The organism is Cupriavidus gilardii, assembly GCF_013314895.1.
GTDB classification, from domain to species: Bacteria; Pseudomonadota; Gammaproteobacteria; order Burkholderiales; family Burkholderiaceae; genus Cupriavidus; species Cupriavidus gilardii_C.
In genome coordinates this window covers 71,214-93,267 of record NZ_JABTYE010000022.1, presented here as the reverse complement: position 1 = coordinate 93,267, position 22,054 = coordinate 71,214, and the positions used below count along the sequence as shown (strand labels likewise).

Below are 22,054 nucleotides of genomic sequence, written 5' to 3'. Positions count from 1 at the left end.
CGGCGCGGCCAGCAGCACCGGCTACCAAGGCGCGGCCAGCAGCACCGGCGACTACGGCGCGGCCAGCAGCACCGGCAAGCACTCTGTCGCCATGGCGTGCGGCGTCGAAGGGAAGGCCCGGGCGTCGGCTGGTAGCGCCATCGTGCTTTGCTACCGCGACACCGAGGCGGACGGCGACGACTACGCCCGCATTCTGCATATCCGAGCAGCCATCGCGGGCCAGGACGGCATCAAGCCTGACACGTGGTACTCGCTGAATGAAGCCGGCGAGTTCGTTGAGGTGGAGTGAGTCATGACGACCGACGAAGCCGTGAAGCGCCAGGCCGCGCACGAGTGCCTGATGCGGGAGCTGGTGGATGCGCTGGAAGCGCTGGTCGCACTGCGCGGGCCTTTCCCGCCGCCGGATGAAGCAATCTCCGCCGCGTGGACGAAGGCAGACGAAGCGTTGGCCCGCGCCAAGGAGCAGCAGCAATGAGCCGCTACGCCCTTTGCATGGCCCTGCTGGTGTACGTGGTGCCGACGCTGGTCGCGGCGCTCGCTGTGCTGCTGTGGGTGGTGCTGGCATGAGCTACAGCTTTACCCGCGAGTGCGACGACGGCCCGGCGATCAGCCCGCATTACGAGCTGTCGGTGATCTACGAAGTCGAGCAAGGCCAGATCGCTGTGCGCGGCGTCTACGTCCAGTTCGCCGGCAGCCATACCGACGCCAGGCTTGGCGACCGTAACTACGACCGTGAAGCCATCAAGGCGATGTGCCGCGAACATCTGGAGGCAGTGCAATGACGCACCAATGGACCGAAGCCGGCCTAGTGCGGCTGATGGCAGCGCTGCTCAAGCGCGTGTGCCTGAGCTGCGGCGCAGAGCCGGACGAGAACGGGAATCTGCCCTGCGGGCACTGAGGAGATAAGGATGGCAAAGATCAACGATGGCGGACCGGCGTTCCCGGTCCATATCGAGAACTGCACCGATGGAAACATGGTGGCACTGGGTGTCTTGCTTCCCCCGGGCAGCACAGTCGATTTCCAGGGCATGACCCTGCGCGACTACTTCATCGCACACGCGCCGGCCGAGCCGCAACCGTGGTTCGAGCCGGTGATGTCTCCGCGCCCGGAGTTCCCGGCGTTCACCGAGCTTTCGGCCGACGACCAGCGCGACTGGAACAGCGAACTCTATGACTACGCGCCCGAAGAATGCAGCGCCGCTTTGCGCGCATACGGTGAGAAGCGGAAGGCGGCGGAAAAGGCCGCCCGGGAGTGGGACAAGGAGTGCGGAAAGCAGCGGTATATCCAATGGCCTGCCGCCTGGGCTGATGCGCAACTCGCCGCCAGGGAGGCCAAGTCGTGATCGACATCGAAGACTTCAACGCCCTGCGCGCACGGCAAGCGCGAAACCTGCGGCGCTTTCGCACCGGCGCGTGGATCGCCATCGGCGTGCTGCTGATCGCCAACGTCATCTACATCGTGAGGGCCTACCTGTGATCGGAAACTGGTTCGAGCGCTTCGCCGAGGCGCATCCGAAATCGGCGCCGTGGATCGTCATCTTCATCCTGCTGCTGGCCCACGGCATCGCGGGCTGGGCCGATCAGCCTCTCTACATGGGTGTCGCATGAACGCCCCGCTGCCAACGATCGCGGCCTGGACCGGCGTGCATCACGGCGTGCCGATCGACGAATACCACCGGCTGCCCGGCGCTTCGAAATCCGTGCTCGACAGCGTGGCGCAGTCGCCGGCGATCGCCTACGCGCGGCACATCGACCCGGCACGGCCGGCGCCGCGCGAGAAGGCCGGCCAGCTTGAGGGCCAGCTTGCGCACTGCATGGTGCTCGAGCCGGAGAGCTTCGCCGAGCGCTACATCGTGGGGCCGGACTGGAATCGGAACACGAACAAGTGGAAGGACTACGTGGCCGAGATGGCCGCGCTCCGGCCGGGCGCCGTGATCATCAAGGAAGAGCAGTACGAAACGGCGCTGCGCCAGGCCGAGTCTGTGCGCCGGCTACCGGAGGTCTGCGACGCGCTGGCCGTCGGCGCGGCCGAGGTCACCGCCCTGTGGGTGGACCCGGACACCGGCGTGCAGTGCCGCTGCCGGCCTGACTGGGTGCACGACTGCGGCGACGCCGGCGTGATCCTGCTGGACCTCAAGACCTACTCGGACGCGAGCCCGGCCGAATTCCGGCGCCAGATCGCGCGCAAGCGGTACCACGTGCAGGACGCCTTCTACACCGACGGCTATGCCGCGGCCAGCGGCCGGCCGGTGCTGGGGTTCATCTTCGTCGCGGTCGAGACGGAATACCCGTTCGCAGCCTGCGCGCTGATGCTGGACGACCCCGCCAAGGACGCCGGCCGCTCGGCATACCGCCTCGACCTTGCCTGCTACGCCGACTGCCTGCGCATCAACCAGTGGCCCGGCTACAGCGACCAGATCGAAATCATCAGCCTGCCCGCCTGGGCAACCACCAACCGCAACGAGGAATGACCGTGGCACAAACCAACCTCGCAGAACTGAAGAAGACCTCCAAGATGGTGGCCGCGCAAGCCGGCATCGGCAGCGTGAAGACCTTCTTCGAGTCGCAGAAATCGACGCTCGCAGCGGTGCTGCCCAAGCACGTCAGCCCTGACCGCATGCTCAAGATCGCGCTCGGCGCCCTGCGCACCACCCCGAAGCTGATGGAATGCACTGTCGAGTCCCTGATGGGCGCCGTCGTGCAATGTTCGCAGTTGGGCCTGGAGCCGAACACACCGCTGGGCCACGCGTATCTGATTCCGTTCGAGAAGAAGAAGCAACAGAACGGCAGGTGGGTGACCGACAAGGTCGAGACGCAGATCGTGATCGGCTACAAGGGCCTGATCGACCTCGCGCGCCGCTCCGGCCAGGTCGTCAGCATCGCGGCACACGCCGTGCGGGAAGGCGACCACTTCGAGTATGCCTACGGGCTGGACGAGAAGCTCGAGCACAAGCCGGCCATGTCGGGCCGCGGCCGGGTTGTCGCGTTCTATGCGGTGGCAAAGCTGGTCGGCGGCGGCCACGCGTTCGAGGTCATGAGTGCCGAGCAGGTGAACGAGATCCGTGACGCCAGCCAGAACTACAAGTTCGCGCGCGACAAGGAAAAGACGGTGTGGGGCCAGCACTACGAGGAAATGGGCCGCAAGACGGTCCTGCGCCGGCTGTTCAAGTATCTGCCCGTCAGCATCGAGCTCGCCAACGCGTCGGCGCTCGACGGCCTGCATGCGCGTGGCGAAAGCCAGGCGCTGGACAACGTGCTCGAAGGGGACTACATCACGCCGGCCTCCGACTATGCCGAGGGCGACGATGAGCCCCCTGCCCAGATCGACAACCAGCCTGGCGACGTGCCGATCGACTTCGACGCCAACGGCTTCGCAGAGAAGCTGCGCGCCTGCAAGGACGTCGAGACGCTGGACCTGATGGCCGACGAGCTGCGCGACCTGCCGCAAGACGTGGCCGCGCCGCTGCTCGACATCTACCACGCGCGCCGCGACGAGATCACCGGCGCATAACCCTTCTGCGGCGCGTCATGTCCCCCCGGCTGGCGCGCCCGCCTTTTTATTCCTGTGACGCCATGAGCAGAAGCCAGAAGCCCCGCAAGCCGTACCGTCCGAAGTGGAACTCGGGCGGCGTCAAGCTGCGCTCCGAACCCTGGAGGGTGGCCGCGGTGTTCAACCCGCTCGAATCCATGCTCGACGCGATCGAGCGAGACGGCGAAGTGATGGCCACCCGCGATGGAACACCGATCTTCCTCGACCCCAACGATGGCCACTACTACGAGACCGCGCCGGCGATCGAGGGAATCATCGACGCCTTCCATACGCACGCCATGCGGCAGCATCGGCCGATGCCGCTGGATCCGCTGCGGCTGCTGGCTCGGAAGCTGCGCTATGCGATGCCGCTGGAAATGGCCGACATCACAGCAGTGCGCAAGGCGATCAAGGTGCTGCGCGCCGAGTCGCTAGAAATGACGTTGCAGTACGCAAACGACCTGATCCGGACGACGCAGATTCGGATTGAACTGGATGAAAGGGAGGCGGCATGAGTGAACCGACCATTCGCGAGCGCGTCATCACCGCACTGCTCGATGGCCAGCACATCGTCGCGGCGCAATTCGCCCGCGAGATCGGCAGCAGCGCCAACAGGGTCACGCGAAACCTGCGACTGCTCGGCAACATGGTGCGCCGGGTCGAGCGATTCGAGGGACGCGGCAAACACTGCTGCGAGTACTCGGCAGCCAACGTCGAGGCCCTGCGCGCCGAGCTCGAGCGCGACGTCTATGCACGCGAGGGATGCAGCCGGCCGCGCCTGCGCTTCGACGAGCTGCTGGAGGCCTGGGGCATAGCGACGCGACCGGTTCGCATCAAGCTGCCGCGGTTCCGGCATCGGCTGCTGGACCATGACGACGAGCTGGCGGGCGCATGATTGCCTGGGTGCAATGCGTGATGGAGGTCGACAGATGACTACCAAAAACCGAATCCGAGACACGGACCTTGACGAGTTTGAAGAGCCGGAGGCCGAGTATCACGACGAAAGCAAGCCGTGCCGGCATGGGGTATCGCCGGCATGGGACTGCGATTGGTGCGCGGAAGACCAAGAAGAATGACCGAAGCAGCAGCACGCATCATCGAATTGACCCGTAAGTATTGGAATCTGGAGCACCAGCATGGAAACCGCTGAACTGATCGACCAACTCGCCGATGCCCTCAAGGAGCGCATGCAGCCGGCCGTGCCGCTGTCCATCAAGCTGTGGACCATCGAGATGATTGCCACCTACCTGAACCGCAATCCCGACGTGGTGCGCCAGCGCGTGGTCTGCCTGCCGAGCTTCCCGCCGGCGATCCGGCTGCCGGCCGGCGAGGCCGGCGTCGGCAAACCGATGTGGAAGGCGTGCGAGGTCATCGAGTGGGTCGAGTCGCACAAGGAAGCAGCGCCGCGCGGCGGCCGGCGCCGGTCCGGTCAATCCAGCTTGGCGGCCAGATCCTCCGCCGTCGGAGCGTAGTAGACGTTCTGCAGGATGCGAAGATCGCGGTGGCCGCTGATCTTCGCGAGCTCCATCACGTTGAACTTCTTGGCCAGCCGGGTCAGGCCTTCCCGCCGCGAGTCGTGGAAGGTCAGACCCTCGACCCCGGCCTTGTCCCTCGCCTTCCGGAACAGCGCGTCGAGCTGCGCGCTCGTCAGCCCGAACACCGTCCCTTCGAATTGATCTGCCAGCGGCTCGAGCTGCTGGATGATGCGTAGCGCGCGCGACGACAGCGGTACCGACCTGGCCGTGCCGTTCTTCGTCTTCGGCAGATGCACATACCGCTTGTCCCGGAAGACGTGTTCGGGCCGGATGCCGACAATCTCGCCCGCGCGCATCGCGGTCTCTATCGCAAACAGGTAGGCGGCGCCGCAGCGCGCGGTAGCCGTGGTCGGCGTCTCGTTCTGGTCGTATCCGAGGGCGTGGCAGATGCGATCGATCTCGTCCTGCGTCGGCCGGCGCGAGCGTGGCTGTTCCTCCTTGGGCCGCGAGACGCCGCTGATGGGGCTCTCATGGATCCAGCCCCATTCCCGCTTGGCCGTCATGAAGCAGGCCGAGAACAGGTTCAGGTCGCGCGCCACGGTGCTGCCGGCCACCTCCTTGAGCCGCTTGTCACGCCACGCAGCCCAGTCGGCGGCACGCACGTCGATCAGCTTCTTCTCGGCCAGCTTCGGCTCGTCCCGGATCAGCGCCTCGACCCGGTTGTGCTCCCAGCGCGCGGCGCGCGGCGACTTCTTCGGCGAGACCAGGGTGACATAGCGGCGCAGCAGGTCGGCGACTGTGTGGTCGGCGGTGACCTTGCCGGCCATGATCTTCGCTTCTTCCGCGGTCGCCCAGGCCACGGCCTCGGCCTTCGTCTTGAAGGTCTCCGACGCCCGGACGCCCTTCATCATGATCTCGGCACGCCAACTGGTGCCGCGCTTGCGATAGCTCGCCATCCCTCCCCCGTTATTGGCTTCACGCCAATGGCGTGATTCTGGCGTGACGGCGCGTTAAAACATGCTCGGAAAGGTCCGGGAACGCTCAGGCGCAAATCGCCCGCCGGGCCAGATTCTACAAGGCTTTGCCCGGAAAAGTTCGGAGAGGTTCGGGGATGCTAAAAGGAGGGGTGGTCCCGCCGACAGGAATCGAACCTGTATCTAGCGCTTAGGAGGCGCTCGTTCTATCCATTGAACTACGGCGAGCGGATAGTCGGGCATCGCTCGGGACGCCCTGGGATGCAGCCACCGCTGAACCGGTGAACCGCGCGCCCGGCCAGCGGCCGGGGCAGGGGCGGAGTATAGCAAAGTCACTTGGCGGCGAGCGTCCGGACCGCGATCCAGAATGTGCGATTTCGCGCGCGAGCCACGCCGTCAGGCCAACCAGTCACGCGAGCCACTCACGCCAACCGGTCAAGCCAACCAGTCAAGCCAACCGGTCGAGCCAACCAGTCGCCCAAAGAATCGCGCCCAAGAAAAAGCCCGCCAATGTCCTGGCGGGCTGGCTGCGGACGGGCCGGGCAGTCTGGGTCGACGCTGACGGCATCGCCACAAGCCACGGTACAGGTCCTCTTCCTCATGGTTCCGCCGATGTCGCGGCCGCCCATCCGGACCACCCGGACAGTCGGAGGAAGAAGGCGCTGGCGTGCATTGCGGAGATGCCGAGGGCGAACAGCGAGGCACTCGCTGAAGACGGCCATCGGGTGGGAGGGTGTCCGCATCCGTGCCGGCACGTGGTGTCGACACTGCGAGTATAGGGCGGGGGTTCGGGGATTCAAGAGACGTGGACTCGCCTGCAGCCGGTGACAATACCGATGTCCGCCCGGAGGCGCTTTCCGCCAATGTTTTCGCAGCGCAGCAATAATTTTCTTATTCTGCTAGAATGCGCCCCGTGAGTTCGCAATGCGAGCGTGCACCCGCCGACCAGCCCCACGGGCCAGAGGCGATGCCGCTTCCGCTCTCAAGCTCTGTCGCTCGGTTCTACGGTCGTTTGTTACCTGTTTCGACCACCCGCCGCTTGCCAGAACGCCATCTCACTTGACGCCGCCTCGTCTCCGATCCTGTTGAACAGCCTCGTCGCTGTTTGCCTGCCAGGGACCCGGCTTCCGGTCTTGCACCGGTTGCCCCCTGCCTGCCGCCGTACTGCCAGCTGAGTCTGTCGTCACGGCCTTCCGATTGGCGCCGAAGCCTTTTTAAGACTTTGCACTGCGCCCACCCTCTTGCCGATGGCAGGGGTGCCATGCATCAAGACCCTTACGACATGACCCAGCACGAATTCCGTGCGGAGCAGCCTATTGCCTCCGCCAACGATATTTCCGACATCAACGCGTCGAGCCCGCTCGACCGCCTGCAGGCGATCCTCGACCCGCAGGAAGCGCCCGCGGCAGCCGACGGCTTCGCCGCGCTCGGCCTGGACGCCGCGATCCTGCGCGCCCTCGCCGAAGCGAACTACACCGTGCCGACGCCGGTGCAGGCACAAGCGATCCCGGCCTTCCTGGCCGGCCGCGACCTGCTGGTATCGAGCCAGACCGGCTCGGGCAAGACCGCGGCCTTCATGCTGCCGGCGATCCAGCGCATTTCCGAGCGTCCGGCGCCGAATCGCCCGCGCGCCGACGAGCCCATCAAGCGGATGAAGGGCAAGCGTCCCCGCCCGGCACCGGCCCAGCCGTCGCTGCTGGTGCTGACGCCGACCCGCGAACTGGCCCTGCAGGTGACCGAGGCCGCCGCCAAGTACGGCCGCCATCTGCGCCGCATCATCTGCGCGAGCATCCTGGGCGGCATGCCCTATCCGAAGCAGCTGGCGATGCTGTCGAAGATGCCGGACATCCTGGTGGCAACGCCGGGCCGTCTGCTCGACCATATCGACGCCGGCCGCATCGATCTGTCGCAGCTCGACATGCTGGTGTTCGACGAAGCCGACCGCATGCTGGACATGGGCTTCTCCGACGACATCGACGCGATCGTCGCGGCGACGCCGGCCACTCGCCAGACGCTGATGTTCTCGGCCACGGTTGACGGCCGCATCGCGCAACTGGCCGCGCGCCAGCTGCGTGATCCGCAGCGCATCGAGATCGCGGCGGCGCGTGCCGATCAGAGCAATATCGAGCAGCGCCTGCACTTCACCGACGACATGTCGCACAAGGAGCGTCTGCTCGACCATCTGCTGCGCGACGCGTCGCTGAAGCAGGCGATCGTGTTCACCGCCACCAAGCGCGATGCCGATTCGCTGGCCGAGCGTCTGTCGGACACCGGTTTTGCCGCCGGCGCCCTGCACGGCGACATGACCCAGGGCGCGCGCAATCGCACGCTGACGGCCCTGCGCCGCGGCAATCTGCGCGTGCTGGTCGCCACCGACGTGGCAGCCCGCGGCATCGACGTGCCCGATATCACCCACGTGGTGAACTTCGATCTGCCCAAGCAGGCCGAGGACTATGTGCACCGTATCGGCCGTACCGGCCGCGCGGGCCGCTCGGGCGTGGCGATCAACCTGGTCAACCACAACGATGCCTTCCAGTGGAAGCGGATCGAGCGCTTCACCAACAATCGCATCACCGCGTCGGTGATCGAGGGCCTGGAACCGCGCCGTACGCCCAAGCCGCGCGCCGGTTTCGGCGGCAAGCCGGGCGGCGGCGGTCGACCGGGTAGCGGTGGCGGCTATCGCGGCGGCGAGCGCAAGTTCGGCGGCGGCGAATCGCGTGGCTACGGCAACGGCGGCGGCAACAGCGGCGGCTATCGCGGCGACCGCGAGCAGGCGCCGCGCAGCTTCGGCGGCGGCGAATCGCGCGGCTACGGCAACGGCGGCAACACCGCCGGCGCTGGCGGCAACGGCAATCGCCCGTTCGGCGAGCGCAGCTTCGGCGACCGTCAATACGGCGACCGCCCGTTCGGCGACCGCAAGCCTGCCGAGCGCAGCTTCGGCGACCGCGACGGCAATCGCGGCGGCTATCGTGGCGACAGCCGCGACGGCGCCCGCAGCTTCGGCGACGGCAATCGCGGCGGCTTTGGCAATCGCCATGGCGGCAACGGTGGCGGCTACGGCGGCCAGCGTCAGGGCCAAGGCCAGGGCGGCCGCTCGCGCTTCTCGCGCTAAGCCGGTATAAGCCGGTTCGGGGCCGGGCCCCGAGCCAATGAAAAGGACGTCTTCGGACGTCCTTTTTTCTTTGGCCGAGCGCCAAACAAAAACCCGCGCCAGCGTCCTCACGCTGCGCGGGTCGTCGTGCGGCGGGCCAACGTGTTGCCCACCCGTTGCGCGCTATTGCCCGGTAACGACGCGGGCGATGGTGCCGTTGCGGGTCGAGACCAGCAGGAACTCATTGCCGATGCCGACCCATTGATGCCCCTTCGGCGGGCGCTCCAGCTGGAACGAGCGCCAGTCGTCGATCACGTACTGACGGTCCCGATAGGCGGTCGGCAGGCGATCGCCCTTCTTCCATTGGCCCGGCGCATAGGCATACGGCGAAGCCGAAGGCCCGGGACCGCCGGGCATAGCCGACGGAGTGGCGCGCTCGCCGGGTTGAGCCGTCCGTCCCGATGGACCGCCCATCTGCGAGCCGCCCCGCTGCGAGCCGCCCGATTGTGCGCCGCCCGTCTGCGGCTCGCCCATGGACGAGCCGCCCCGCTGGGACCCGGGTTGGTCCCCCGCTCCTGCGCCGTACCCGCCGGCGCCGGCCGAGCCGCCGCCGGAGCTGGATTGCGCCAGGCCGACCGATGAACCGAGCACGCCTGCGGCCACCAGCAAACCCATCAACATGTGGTTCCTCTTCATCGAGATCTCCTTGTTGGTTGGGACAGCGATGGCAAGTTACACCCGGCGGCGCGAGGCGGCAACGCAGCTTTGTATCTGGATATTTCGCTTGTGCGGCGCAAGAGCCGCAGCGGTAGCGGCCGGCTCGACGTGGCAGCCGACCGCTACAGGAAGCGGTCGATCAGCTTGCGGCTGGCCTTGTCGAGCGACTGCAGGCTGCGGATCAGATAGTGGATGCCGTGGCTGTCGGAGATCAGCAGCGTGCTGCCCGCCAGCCGACGGATATCCTCCTCGCCGCGCAGCACCAGCCGCGTCCGGCCGCGATCGGTTTCCACCTCCCAGGTGCTCGGCGTGGCAAAGGTCGACACGCTGACGATGCGGCGGATCTCGGGCATGAACTCGCGCCCGGCCAGCTCTTCCTCCACGATTGCACGCGTGTCGGCCGGCAGATCCTCCAGCCGCTCGATCCAGGCCAGCTCGTGGCCATCGGCGCTGACCAGTGCGATGCCGTCGTCCGGCGCGGTGATCGGGAACGCGCGCACGGCCACCACGCCTTCATGCACGCCGCCGTCCGCAGTCGTCATCACGAGACGGCCGAAAGGATTGCGCGACAGCGTGAACGGGAACGTGACTGCAGTCGTCGATTCGCTTGCTTGCATGATCGGACTTCCTTATTGCGCGACGACGGCGCTGGCCGTGACATGGGGAGCGACGGTCGTGACCTCGACCGGATCGTCCGGATCCGTATCGACATTGCGCGCCTGCGCCTGATACAGCCTGTAGTAGGCGCCTTCGCGCGCCATCAGCTCGTCGTGCGGGCCGACTTCGACGATGCGGCCGCGGTCCATCACCACCAGACGGTCGGCCTTGCGCAGCGTCGACAGCCGGTGCGCGATCGCGATGGTGGTGCGGCCCTGCACCAGGTTGTCCAGCGCCTTCTGGATTTCCTTCTCGGTGGCGGTATCGACCGACGAGGTTGCTTCGTCGAGGATCAGGATGCGCGGATCGATCAGCAGCGCCCGCGCGATCGAGATGCGCTGGCGCTCGCCGCCCGACAGCGCCTGGCCGCGTTCGCCGACCAGCGAGTCGTAGCCGTGCGGCAGCCGCAGGATGAACTCGTGCGCATGCGCGGCGCGCGCCGCGGCGATGATCTCGGCGCGGGTCGCGTTGGGGCGCCCATAGGCGATGTTCTCGGCGATGGTGCCGAAGAACAGGAACGGCTCCTGCAGCACCAGGCCGATATGGCGGCGGTAGTCGGCCACCGCCAGCGAACGGATATCGACGCCGTCGACGCGGATCGCGCCTTCCGACACGTCATAGAAGCGGCAGATCAGATTGACCAGCGTGCTCTTGCCCGAACCGCTATGCCCCACCAGGCCGATCATCTCGCCGGGACGGATCTGCAGATCCAGGCCGCGGATCACCGCGCGGCTGCCGTAGCGAAAGCCGATATCGCGCAGTTCGATGGCGCCGCTGACCTGCGGCAGCGCCGTGGGCCGCGCCGGTTCCGGCACGCTCGATACGTGGTCGAGAATGTCGAAGATCCGCTTGGCGCCGGCGGCGGCCTTCTGCGTGACCGAGACGATCCGGCTCATCGAGTCGAGCCGCGTGTAAAAGCGGCTGATGTAGGTCAGGAAGGCAACCAGCACGCCGACCGTGATGGCGTTGCGCGAGACCTGCCAGATGCCGAAGATCCAGACCACCAGCAGGCCCACCTCGGTCAGCAGCGTCACGGTCGGCGTGAACAGCGACCACACCGCATTGACGCGATCGTTGATGGCCAGATTGTGCCGGTTGGCCTCGCGGAAGCGTTCGACCTCGCGGCGCTCCTGCGCGAAGGCCTTGACCACGCGGATGCCCGGAATGGTGTCGGCCAGCACGTTGGTGATCTCCGACCAGTTGCGGTCGATCTTCTCGAAGCCATGGCGCAGCCGGTCGCGGACCTGATGGATCATCCAGGCAATGAACGGCAGCGGCACCAGCGTGACCAGCGCAAGCCACGGGTTGATCGAGATCAGGATGACCGCGGTCATCATGATCATCAGCACGTCGGTGAAGAAGTCGAGCAGGTGCAGCGACAGGAAGACGCAGATGCGGTCGCTCTCGTTGCCGATGCGCGCCATCAGGTCGCCGGTGCGCTTGCCGCCGAAATACTCGAGCGACAGCTTCAGCAGGTGCTCATAGGTGGTCGTGCGCAGGTCCGCGCCGATCCGCTCGGACACCCGCGCCAGCAGATAGGTACGCGCCCAGCCCAGGCTCCATGCGATCAGCGCCGCGCCCAGCAGCCCGCCCAGATAGAGCCGCACGAGGTCGTAGTCGATCGGCACGCCGTTCTGGTAGGGGATCAGCACCTTGTCCATCAGTGGCATGGTCAGGTACGGCGGTACCAGCGTGGCGCCGGTGGACAGCAGCGTCAGCACGAAGCCGGCCAGCAGTTGCATCCGGTACGGCCGCGCGAAGCGCCACAGCCGCAGCAGCGCCCAGGTCGACGGCGGCGTCTCCAGTTCGCGGCTGCATTGCGGGCATTCGTCCTCGCCCGGCGGCAGCGGCGCGCGGCAGGTCGGGCAGACGCCCTCCACCTCGATCGCCTCGCGCTCGGCCCCGCCGGCGGCGAGCCGGTCGCGCTGGGCGTTGAACGTGTCGAGCAGCCGCAGCGCCGCGGGATTGTTGCCGAGCGTGTAGTGCCAGGCCGCCAGCCGGCCGCTGCGGTCCTGCAGTTCCAGCGTGCCGACCCCGGCATGATCGCCATGGTGCAACGTCAGGTCGGCGCCGATCGGCCATTGCCGCCAGCCGCCCTGCCCGTCCTGCGCGTTCTCCCGGGCCAGCAGGCGCCGGTCGGTGACAACCACCACGCCTTCTGTAAAATGCAGCCGCCGGTCGAGATCGACCTCCAGCCAGGCCAGCACCGTTTCACCGGGCACGCCCTGGCGGGGGCCGAGTTCGGCCTCCAGCGAGACGCGCCAGGGGTCAGGCAGCGTGGAGGTCGATGATACGGGGGTAGCGGCTAGGGTCATGGTCGGCACAGCAGGCGTCGTTTTGTCGGGCTGCGCGAGCATGGCGCAAGCGGTCGGCAGACGGTCGAAACGACATGTCTTGATACAAATAAAAATGGCGAGCGCTGCCGGGATGCCGATATGTCACAGGATGGATCGGCGCAAGCGCGGCGCAAGTATACATAAGCCACATCGAACCAACATCGGCGCAGCGCGTCTGTCGCGGCGCACAAACGCTTTTTCGTCGGGAAGTCAACCAGGTCTACGCTGTAACGTTACTGAAAGGTTAGACTTCCGCCCCACGGGCGCATCGCCCATGCCTCAAGCTAATTCAATGAAGAAAAAGGACATTGAGATATTCGATGTCATGTCGCTGCGCGGCCCCAATATGTGGACATATGGGCCGGTGCTGGAGGCGTGGGTCGATATCGGAGAACTGGAGGAGTACCCCTCCAACAAGATTCCGGGCTTCTACGAGCGACTCACGGCCTGGCTGCCGTCGCTGATCGAGCACCGGTGCAGCATCGGCGAACGGGGCGGCTTCCTGCAGCGGCTGAAGGAAGGCACGTGGCCCGCCCACATCATGGAGCACGTGACGCTGGAGCTGCAAAGCCTGGCCGGCCTGCCCGGCGGCTTCGGCAAGGCGCGCGAGACGCCGATCGTGGGTGTCTACAAGGTGATCGTGACGGCCTGGGACGAGCGCGTGGCCCGCGCCGCGCTGTTCCTGGCGCGCGACCTGGTGATGGCCGCGATCGAGGACCGCGCCTTCGACGTCGACGCGGCAGTGGACGAACTGCGCGACCTGATCGATCGCCACTGGCTCGGCCCGAGCACGGCCTGCATCGTCTACGCAGCCGACGACCGCCGCATTCCCGCGCTGCGCCTGTCCGACAGCAATCTGGTGCAGCTTGGCCACGGCGCGCGCCAGCGCCGCATCTGGACCGCCGAGACCGACCGCACCAGTGCCATCGCCGAAAGCATTTCGCGCGACAAGGACCTGACCAAGTCGCTGCTCGAATCGTGCGGGGTGCCGGTGCCCGAGGGCCGGCTGGTGGACAGCGCCGACGACGCCTGGGAGGCCGCCGAAGAGATCGGCGTGCCGGTGGTGGTCAAGCCCTACGACGGCAACCACGGCCGCGGCGTGTTCACCAATCTGATCAGCAAAGAGGAAGTGCAGACCGCCTATGCGGTGGCCATCGAGGAAGGCAGCGGCGTGATCGTCGAGCGCTTCGTCCCCGGCAACGAGCACCGCCTGCTGGTGGTCGGCGGCCGGCTGGTGGCGGCGGCGATGGGCGAATCGGCGAGCGTCGTCGGCGACGGCAAGTCGACCATCGACGAACTGATCGACCTGCAGATCAACTGCGACCCGCGCCGCGGCAACACCGAAGACCATCCGCTGAACAAGGTGCGGCTGGACTCGGCCGCCCGCCTCGAACTGAAGCGCCAGGGCTTTACCGCCGAGTCGGTGCCGCCCGAGGGCCGTCATGTGCTGATCCAGCGCAACGGCAACGTGGCGTTCGACGTCACGGATCGCGTGCACCCGAGCGTTGCCGCGCATGCCGCACTGGCGGCGCGCGTGGTCGGACTCGATATCGCCGGCATCGATCTGGTGGCCGAAGACATCTCGCGCCCGCTGGCCGAACAGGGCGGCGCGATCGTCGAGGTCAATGCCGGTCCCGGCCTGCTGATGCACCTGAAGCCGGCGGCGGGCAAACCGCGCCCGGTGGGCCGCGCGATCGTCGATCATCTGTTCCCGCCGGCGGCGAACGGCGACGCGCCGGCCGACGACGGCCGCATTCCCGTGGTTGGCATCACCGGCACCAACGGCAAGACCGTGGTGGCCAAGCTGGTCGCGCGCCTGCTGCAGCTATCCGGACGCCATACGGGTCTCGCCTGTAGCGATGGACTCTATCTGGATCGGCGGCTGGTGGAGGGCGGCGACTGCGCCAACTGGGAGGCCGCCACCCGCGTGCTGAAGAACCGTGCCGTCGAGGCCGCCGTGTTCGAGAACGACAGCGGCACGATGCTCTCCGAGGGCCTGGCCTATGACCGCTGCCTGGTCGGCGTGGTCACCAATATCGATACGCCGGACCACCTCGGCCACTACTACATCGAAGACGCCGACAAGATGTACAGCGTGCTGCGCACCCAGGTCGATGTCGTGCTCAAGCACGGCGCCGCGGTGCTCAATGCGCGCGACCCGCTGGTGGTCGAGATGGCCGAGCTGTGCGACGGCGACGTGATCTTCTTCGGCGGCAGCGCCGAGCTGCCGGCAATCGCGCAGCACCGTGCCGCCGGCAAGCGGGCGGTCTACGTGCGCGATGGCCGCATCGTGCTGGCCACCGGCAACAGCGAAATGCCGCTGGCCGACGTCGCGGCGATTCCGCTGACCTATGCGGGCCGCGTCGGCTTCCAGATCGAGAACGTGCTGGCGGCGGTCGCCGCGGCGTGGGCGCTGGGCATCTCGCACGAGCTGATCCGCGCCGGCGTGATGACCTTCGATGTCGGCCAGCTCGACGTGCCGGGCCGCTTCACGCTGTTCGAGCGCAACGGCGCCACCGTGATCGTCGACGACGCGCACAACGCGCCCGCGCTGGAAGCCCTGGCAAAGGCGCTGGACCGCTTCCCGTCGGAGCGGCGGCTGGCGGTGTTCGGCGCCGGCGTCGATCGCCGCGACGTCGATCTGATCGATCAGGGCAAGGCGCTTGGCGCCGCCTTCGATCGCGTGTTCCTGTGCGAAGACCGCAGCGTCGCGCGCAAGCTGCCCGACAGCGAGGCGCGCGCGCTGCTGAAGAAGGGACTGTACGAAGGCCGCCGCGTCAGCAAGATCATCGATCAAGGCAGCCGGCGCGAGGCCGTCGAGGCCGCGCTGTCGCAGCTGGTGGCAGGCGATCTGCTGGTGCTGCAGGCCGACGAGGCCGACATCGGCACCACGCTGGACCAGGTCCACCATTGGCTGGGCCAGCCGGCCCGGCGCGGTTGATCGGCTGGCATCGATAGTCAATGGTCCAAGGCTCCGAGGCTCTGAAACCCTGAAGCGCTGAAGGATTGAACGGTCGCCTGCCGCGGGCCTTGCCCCGTCCGGCCGGTGGCCGACCGATAGGAAACTGATTGATGGAAGTCTCTCGCATCCGCGCGCTGCGCGGTCCGAACCTGTGGTGCCGCCACACCGCGATCGAAGCGATCGTCGCGTGCCCGGACGAAGCCGGCACGATCGAGGACCTGCCGGGTTTCGAGGAGCGCCTGCGCGCGCGATTCCCGGACATCGGCCCGCTGCGTCCCGACGACGCGCACGGCGATGCGTCGCTGGCCCATGCGCTCGAATGCGCGACCCTGCGCCTGCAGGCGGCCGCCGGTTGCCCGGTGACCTTCAGCCGCACCTCGCCCACCGTCGAGCCCGGCACCTATCAGGTCGTGGTCCAGTACAGCGAGGAAGAGGTCGGCCGCCTCGCGCTCGATCTCGCGCAGCAGCTGTGCATCGCCGCGCGCGACGACACGCCGTTCGATCTGGATGGCGCGCTGGCCCGCCTGCGCGAACTGGACGAGGACGTGCGCCTCGGACCGAGCACCGGCTCGATCGTCCACGCCGCGATCGCACGCGGCATTCCCTATCGCCGCCTGACGCAGGGCAGCATGGTGCAGTTCGGCTGGGGCAGCCGCCAGCGGCGCATCCAGGCCGCGGAAACCGACATGACCAGCGCGGTCGCCGAGTCGATCGCGCAGGACAAGGAACTGACCAAGAGCCTGCTGCATGCGGCCGGCGTGCCGGTGCCGCAGGGCCGCTCGGTCTCCAGCGCCGAGGAAGCCTGGGAAGTCGCGCAGGAAATCGACGCGCCGGTGGTGGTCAAGCCTCGCGACGGCAATCAGGGCAAGGGGGTCGCGGTGCGCATCCGCACGCGCGAGGAAGTGATGGCCGCCTATGAGGTCGCGGCCGAGATCAGCAGCGACGTGATCGTCGAACGCTATATCCCCGGGCACGATTTCCGCCTGCTGGTGGTCGGCAATCAGCTGGTCGCCGCGGCCCGGCGCGATCCGCCGCAGGTCATCGGCGACGGCGTGCATACCGTGCGGCAGCTGGTCGACGAGGTCAATCGCGACCCGCGCCGCGGCGAGGGCCATGCGACCTCGCTGACCAAGATCCGCTTCGACGATATCGCGCTGGCCACGCTGGCCAAGCAGGGGATGACCGCCGAGTCGGTGCCGCCCAAGGGCACGCGCGTGATCCTGCGCAACAACGCGAATCTGTCGACCGGCGGCACCGCGACCGATGTCACCGACGACGTGCATCCCGAGATGGCGGCACGCGCGGTCGCCGCGGCGCAGATGGTCGGCCTCGACATTTGCGGCGTCGATGCGGTCTGCGAGACCGTGCTCAAACCCTTCGAGGAACAGGCCGGCGGCATCGTCGAGGTCAATGCCGCGCCGGGCCTGCGCATGCATCTGCAGCCGTCCTACGGCAAGGGCCGCGCGGTCGGCGAGGCGATCATCTCGACCATGTTCGCCGACGGCGACGACGGCCGCATTCCGGTGGTCGCGGTGTCGGGCACCAACGGCAAGACCACCACGGTCCGGCTGATCACGCATCTGCTGGCCGGCAGCGGCCTGCGCATGGGCATGACCGGCACCGACGGCGTCTACATCAACGGCCAGCGCATCGACACCGGCGACTGCAGCGGCCCGCGCAGCGCGCGCAACGTGCTGATGCACCCCGACGTCGACGCGGCGGTCTTCGAGACCGCGCGCGGCGGCCTGCTGCGCGAAGGGCTGGCGTTCGACCGCTGCGATGTCGCGGTGGTGACCAATGTCGGCGAAGGCGACCACCTCGGGCTGTCCTATATCAGCACGGTGGAAGACCTGGCAGTGCTCAAGAGCGTGATCGTGCAGAACGTCTCGCCGCACGGCATGGCGGTGCTCAACGCCGCCGATCCGATGGTCGCGCGCATGGCCGACGCCTGTCCTGGCGCGGTCACCTTCTTCGCCCGCGATGCCGAGCACCCGGTGCTGGCGACGCATCGCGCGCAAGGCAAGCGCGTGGTGTTCACCGACGGCGGCGACCTGGTCGCGGCCGAGGGCGATACCCAGGTACGGATCGCGCTGAAGGACATTCCGCTGACGCGTGGCGGCAGCATCGGCTTCCAGGTCGAGAACGCGATGTCGGCGACCGCGGCCGCGTGGGCGCTGGGCATCGACTGGTCGGTGATCCGCCGCGGCCTGGCGACCTTCGTCAGCGACGCCGCCAGCGCGCCGGGCCGCTTCAACCTGTTCGACTACCGCGGCGCCACGCTGATCGCCGACTACGGCCACAACCCGGACGCAATCCAGGCGCTGTGCAACGCGATCGAGACGATGCCCGCGCGCCGCCGCATGGTGGTGATCAGCGGCGCCGGCGACCGCCGCGACGAGGACATCCGCCGCCAGACGCAGATCCTTGGCGGCGTGTTCGACGACGTGGTGCTGTACCAGGACCAGTGTCAGCGTGGGCGCGAAGACGGCGAGGTGCTGGCGCTGCTGCGCGAAGGACTGGAAGGCGCGACCCGCGCCAAGGCAGTCGACGAGATCCGCGGCGAGTTCCTCGCCATCGATACCGCGCTGGGCCGGCTGCAGCCGGGCGACCTGTGCCTGATCCTGGTCGATCAGGTCGAGGAAGCGCTGGACCACATCGCCAGGCGGATCGCGGAAGCGGGCTGAGGGCGGGCGCCGGTGGTGGTGCCAGCGCTGGTTGCCCTCTCCCCAACCCTCTCCCGCAAGCGGGAGAGGGAGCAGGTCGGGGCCACCTCCAACTTTCGGGCACGGTGTTCTCCCCTCTCCCGCTTGCGGGAGAGGGGCCGGGGGAGAGGGCAAACAGCGCCCGCTCCCCTACCGCCCCTTCAATGCCGCCCCGGCAACGACAACCTGCGCTCCAGCAGCCGCTGCACGAACGACAGCAGCGTGCTCAACACCCAGTAGATCGCCGCCGCGGCCAGATAGAGCGGCAGCGGCTGGTAGGTCGCGGCGATTAGCTCCTGCGTGGTGCGCAGCAGCTCGGTGACCGTGATCACCGACACCAGCGAGGTGTCCTTGATCAGGCTGATCAGGCTGTTCGACAGGCTCGGCACCGCGATGCGCAGCGCCTGCGGACCGACCACGTAGCGCAGCGTCTGCGCCGGTGTCAGCCCGAGGCTGTAGGCCGCCAGCCATTGCCCGCGCGAAATGCCGAGGATCGCGCCGCGCATGCTTTCCGACAGATAGGCACCGACATTCAGGCTCAGCGTCAGCACGCCGGCGGGAGTGGGCTCCATCGTGATGCCGATGCCCGGCAGGCCGTAATACACCACGAAGATCTGCACCAGCAGCGGCGTGCCGCGCATCACGCTGACATAGACGCGCGCGATCGCCTTCAGCAGCCGGTTATGGCCGATTCCCATCAGCGCGACCACCAGCCCGATCACCAGCCCGAAGGCCATCGACGACAGCGCGAACTTGATGGTCAGCACCATGCCTTGCAGCAGCACGGGCAGCGAATCGATTACCAGTTGAAGGGAGGGCATGGTGGGCGGGGTTAGGAACGCAAACGGGGGCGCAAACGACCGCGCAAAGTCGGAATCATAAAGTGGCGCCCTGAAAAACAAAACGGCAGTGCGATTGCACTGCCGTCTGCCTTTGGTGTCTGTCGCCCCCGCGAACGCCAGGACGAGCGGGCCTGGCTTACTTGACCGGCTTGGTCACGTCCGCGCCAAACCACTTGTTCGACAGCTTGGTCAGCGTGCCGTCCTTGCGCAGATCGTCCAGCGCGCGGTCGATTGCCTGCGCGAACTTGGGGTTGTCCTTGCGGAACGGGATCGCTACCTCGGTATCGCCGCCCTGCACCACCGCGCCGGCGCGCAGCGGCAGATTCGACGTCTTGATCAGGTAGTTGACCATCAGCCGGTCGTTCAGCGCGGCATCGACGCGCTGCGCGGCCAGGTCGCGCAGATATTCGGGCGCGCCTGGATACGTCTTGACGTCGATGCCCGCCACCGACTTGGCCAGCTCGTTGTAGTTGCTGCCCAGGCTGACGCCCAGCCGCTTGCCCTTCAGATCCTCCAGCGACTTGAACTCGCGCTTGTCGTCCTTGCGCTGGATCAGCTGCGCGGCCGAGAAGACGTAGGGCTTCGAGAAGTCCAGCACCTGCTTGCGCTGCGGCGTCACGTTGACCTGATTGACGATCACGTCGAACTTGCCCGCCTGCAGGCCGGCGATGATGCCGCTCCATTCGGTGGTGACGAATTCCGGCTTGACGCCCAGCTTGCCGGCCACCGCACGCGCGACGTCGACATCGAAGCCTTCGAGCTGATTGTTGGCGCCGCGATAGCCGAACGGCGGATAGGTGCCCTCCAGGCCGATCTTCAGTACGCCTGCCTGCTTGACGCTGTCGAGCAGATCGGCGGCATGGGCGCCGGCCATCGCCAGGGCCAGCATCGGGGCCGCGATCAGGGGGCGAATCCAGCCAGCGGTAAACCAGGTCATCGAGTTCTCCAATCGAAGTTGATGGACGGCATGATAGTGCATGCACCTGACGGCGCTTCCGCAGCGTATCCGCGGCGTTTCGGCACCCCATGCGTACCGGCACAGAGTAAGGCAACCACTATCGAATCAAAAATAACAATTCATAATGGCTATATAACAGCCGACCCAGGCGGCGTTCCGTTCGCATTGACAGTCCGCATCGGCCTGCACCATCATCGAAGCGCCCCTCCGGCCCCAAGCCACCGGCCCCTGCCGCCATCGCCATGTTCGTCCTGATCCTGCTGTTGCTGATCCTGATCAGCGCCTTCTTCTCGATCTCCGAGATCGCCCTGACCGCCGCGCGCCGCACCAAGCTGCAGACGCTGTCGGAGCGTGGCGACCGGCGCGCGACCAAGGTGATGCTGCTCAAGGAGGAACCCGGCAACTTCTTCACCATCGTGCAGATCGGCGTCAATACGGTGGCCATCCTCGCCGGCGTACTGGGCGAAAAGCATCTATCCGACTTTGCCTTCGCGCTGCTGTCGCCCTACTTCAGCGACACGGTTGCGCAGCGCGCCGCCAATATCGGCTCCTTCCTGGTGGTCACGCTGCTGTTCATCCAGTTCGCCGACCTGATTCCGAAGCGGATCGCGATGAGCTTCCCCGAGGCCTGCGCGCTGGCGGTGATCGGGCCGATGCTGTGGCTGCTGAAGGTACTCAAACCGCTGGTCTGGCTGTTCAACGCCGCCGCCGATGCCGCGCTGCGGCTGCTGGGCCTGCCGACCAAGACGGTCGAGCAGATCACGTCGGAAGACATCGCGGCCATGGTCGATGCCGGCGCCGAGGCCGGTGTGCTGCTCAAGCACGAGATCCATCTGATCGAGAACGTGTTCGAACTGGACTCCAAGAGCGTGACGGCGATCATGACGCCGCGCGACGAGGTGGTCTACCTGGCGCTGGACGAGAGCCCCGACAGCCTGCGGCGCAAGCTGGTCAAGTATCCGCACGCGCAATATCCGGTCTGCGATCACGACCTGGACGACGTGCAAGGTTTTGTCGAGTCGCAGGACATCCTGCGCTCGATGCTGGCCGACGAAGCCGATTCCGCGATCGCCAACCTGGCGCGGCATTACGACAAGAACGTGCTGGTGATTCCCGACACGTTGACGTTGTCCGAGGCGATGACGCGCTTTCGCGAGATGCACCAGAGCTTCGCGGTGGTGATGAACGAATACGGGCTGGTGGTCGGCATCGTCACGCTCGACGATATCGTGGGCGCGCTGATGGGCGACATCCTGTACTCGTCCGAGGACGAGCAGATCGTGCGCCGCGACGAGGACTCGTGGCTGGTCGACGGCGTGACGCCGCTGGTCGACCTGAAGAAGGCGCTGGACCTCGAGGCGCTGCCCGCCGAGGACTATGTCGATACCGCGGCCGGGCTGGTCATCTACACGCTGAAGCGCATCCCGAAGAAGTCGGAATTCATCGAGACCGCCGGCTACCGCTTCGAGGTGCTCGACATCGACCACCACAAGATCGACCAGCTGCTGGTATCGCGGCTGCCGGCGAGCCGTGGCGGTGGCGGCGGCGGTACGGGCAGCACGCGCAGCACGGTCAGCTCGGCGTCGCCGCAGGCATCGCCACAGTCGGCGCCGGCGGCCGCTCCGCCGGCCGATCGGGCCGAGCCGGAATCCGCTCGGTCGCCGGGGCCGGCGGAGGCGACAGCGAAGGCACGGCCTTAGCGGCATCGCGGTAGCGCTCCACGTTGTGGGGCAGATGATAGACGGCGACCCACGCGCCCGCCGCCAGCGCCGCGGCCGCGGCGACGCCGGCCAGCGGCGCCGGGGATAGCC

20 protein-coding genes, 1 tRNA gene and 1 pseudogene are annotated in these 22,054 nt (G+C 67.2%); 15 read left to right on the top strand and 7 right to left on the bottom strand.

Going from position 1 to position 22,054, the window contains the following annotated elements; genetic code table 11:
- From HTY53_RS19855 to HTY53_RS19810, 11 genes and pseudogenes are all read left to right on the top strand, one after another.
- A pseudogene (locus HTY53_RS19855) lies at positions 1-289 on the top strand (DUF7666 domain-containing protein); the annotation flags it as partial.
- A 3-nt stretch (positions 290-292) separates the two neighbouring features.
- On the top strand, positions 293-475 hold the full coding sequence (locus HTY53_RS19850; protein WP_174108208.1) for a hypothetical protein: 183 nt from the start codon (positions 293-295) through the stop codon (positions 473-475).
- Positions 476-563: 88 nt separating this feature from the next.
- Positions 564-782, top strand: coding sequence for a hypothetical protein (locus tag HTY53_RS19845; protein ID WP_174108207.1), 219 nt, complete (start codon positions 564-566; stop codon positions 780-782).
- A gap of 126 nt (positions 783-908) precedes the next feature.
- Complete coding sequence (locus HTY53_RS19840; RefSeq protein WP_174108206.1) at positions 909-1,343, top strand: hypothetical protein; 435 nt, start codon at positions 909-911, stop codon at positions 1,341-1,343.
- Positions 1,340-1,477, top strand: coding sequence for a hypothetical protein (locus HTY53_RS19835; RefSeq protein WP_174108205.1), 138 nt, complete (start codon positions 1,340-1,342; stop codon positions 1,475-1,477). The genes HTY53_RS19840 and HTY53_RS19835 overlap by 4 nt, the downstream gene beginning before the upstream one ends.
- Positions 1,474-1,608: a hypothetical protein gene (locus HTY53_RS24980; RefSeq protein ID WP_302480489.1), complete on the top strand. Its 135-nt coding sequence runs from the start codon at positions 1,474-1,476 to the stop codon at positions 1,606-1,608. The genes HTY53_RS19835 and HTY53_RS24980 overlap by 4 nt, the downstream gene beginning before the upstream one ends.
- The gene (locus tag HTY53_RS19830; RefSeq protein ID WP_174108204.1) at positions 1,605-2,471 is read left to right on the top strand and encodes a PD-(D/E)XK nuclease-like domain-containing protein; all 867 of its coding nucleotides are present in this window, start codon (positions 1,605-1,607) and stop codon (positions 2,469-2,471) included. Before HTY53_RS24980 ends, HTY53_RS19830 begins: the two co-directional genes overlap by 4 nt.
- A complete protein-coding gene (gene recT / locus HTY53_RS19825; protein ID WP_174108203.1) occupies positions 2,468-3,511 on the top strand; it encodes a recombination protein RecT in 1,044 nt (347 codons plus the stop codon). Before HTY53_RS19830 ends, recT begins: the two co-directional genes overlap by 4 nt.
- Before the next feature lie 17 nt (positions 3,512-3,528).
- Complete coding sequence (locus tag HTY53_RS19820; RefSeq protein ID WP_174108202.1) at positions 3,529-4,044, top strand: hypothetical protein; 516 nt, start codon at positions 3,529-3,531, stop codon at positions 4,042-4,044.
- Positions 4,041-4,424, top strand: coding sequence for a hypothetical protein (locus HTY53_RS19815; protein WP_174108201.1), 384 nt, complete (start codon positions 4,041-4,043; stop codon positions 4,422-4,424). Before HTY53_RS19820 ends, HTY53_RS19815 begins: the two co-directional genes overlap by 4 nt.
- 241 nt (positions 4,425-4,665) lie before the next feature.
- Positions 4,666-5,001, top strand: coding sequence for a hypothetical protein (locus HTY53_RS19810; protein WP_174108200.1), 336 nt, complete (start codon positions 4,666-4,668; stop codon positions 4,999-5,001).
- On the opposite strand, the gene HTY53_RS19805 is transcribed toward HTY53_RS19810, so the two are convergent.
- Both HTY53_RS19805 and HTY53_RS19800 read right to left on the bottom strand, forming a co-directional pair.
- Positions 4,959-5,831, bottom strand: a complete 873-nt coding sequence (locus tag HTY53_RS19805) for a tyrosine-type recombinase/integrase (RefSeq protein WP_254600033.1) — start codon at positions 5,829-5,831, stop codon at positions 4,959-4,961. The genes HTY53_RS19810 and HTY53_RS19805 overlap by 43 nt on opposite strands.
- A 300-nt stretch (positions 5,832-6,131) precedes the next feature.
- A tRNA-Arg gene (locus HTY53_RS19800) sits at positions 6,132-6,206 on the bottom strand.
- Positions 6,207-7,260: 1,054 nt separating this feature from the next.
- Between HTY53_RS19800 and HTY53_RS19795 the strand changes: the two genes are divergently transcribed.
- Positions 7,261-9,090, top strand: a complete 1,830-nt coding sequence (locus tag HTY53_RS19795; protein WP_174108215.1) for a DEAD/DEAH box helicase — start codon at positions 7,261-7,263, stop codon at positions 9,088-9,090.
- Positions 9,091-9,252: 162 nt separating this feature from the next.
- On the opposite strand, the gene HTY53_RS19790 is transcribed toward HTY53_RS19795, so the two are convergent.
- From HTY53_RS19790 to HTY53_RS19780, 3 genes are all read right to left on the bottom strand, one after another.
- Positions 9,253-9,765 (bottom strand): RcnB family protein, encoded by a 513-nt coding sequence (locus HTY53_RS19790; RefSeq protein WP_254600032.1) that lies wholly within the window; start codon positions 9,763-9,765, stop codon positions 9,253-9,255.
- A gap of 143 nt (positions 9,766-9,908) precedes the next feature.
- Entirely contained in the window at positions 9,909-10,403 is a 495-nt protein-coding gene (locus HTY53_RS19785; RefSeq protein ID WP_174108198.1) for a DUF1854 domain-containing protein, read from the bottom strand.
- A 12-nt stretch (positions 10,404-10,415) separates the two neighbouring features.
- On the bottom strand, positions 10,416-12,758 hold the full coding sequence (locus tag HTY53_RS19780; RefSeq protein WP_174108197.1) for an ABC transporter ATP-binding protein: 2,343 nt from the start codon (positions 12,756-12,758) through the stop codon (positions 10,416-10,418).
- Positions 12,759-13,071: 313 nt separating this feature from the next.
- Here HTY53_RS19780 and cphA (HTY53_RS19775) point away from each other — a divergent pair, with 313 nt between their 5' ends.
- Complete coding sequence (gene cphA / locus HTY53_RS19775; protein WP_174108196.1) at positions 13,072-15,720, top strand: cyanophycin synthetase; 2,649 nt, start codon at positions 13,072-13,074, stop codon at positions 15,718-15,720.
- Between the two features lie 131 nt (positions 15,721-15,851).
- Complete coding sequence (cphA, locus tag HTY53_RS19770; RefSeq protein ID WP_174108195.1) at positions 15,852-18,425, top strand: cyanophycin synthetase; 2,574 nt, start codon at positions 15,852-15,854, stop codon at positions 18,423-18,425.
- Positions 18,426-18,604: 179 nt separating this feature from the next.
- Here cphA (HTY53_RS19770) and HTY53_RS19765 read toward each other — a convergent pair whose 3' ends face one another.
- Both HTY53_RS19765 and HTY53_RS19760 read right to left on the bottom strand, forming a co-directional pair.
- Positions 18,605-19,264, bottom strand: coding sequence for an amino acid ABC transporter permease (locus tag HTY53_RS19765; protein ID WP_174108194.1), 660 nt, complete (start codon positions 19,262-19,264; stop codon positions 18,605-18,607).
- 157 nt (positions 19,265-19,421) lie between these two features.
- Positions 19,422-20,174: a transporter substrate-binding domain-containing protein gene (locus tag HTY53_RS19760; protein ID WP_254600034.1), complete on the bottom strand. Its 753-nt coding sequence runs from the start codon at positions 20,172-20,174 to the stop codon at positions 19,422-19,424.
- A gap of 311 nt (positions 20,175-20,485) precedes the next feature.
- Here HTY53_RS19760 and HTY53_RS19755 point away from each other — a divergent pair, with 311 nt between their 5' ends.
- On the top strand, positions 20,486-21,943 hold the full coding sequence (locus tag HTY53_RS19755) for a hemolysin family protein (RefSeq protein ID WP_174108192.1): 1,458 nt from the start codon (positions 20,486-20,488) through the stop codon (positions 21,941-21,943).
- Positions 21,944-22,054: the final 111 nt, after the last annotated feature.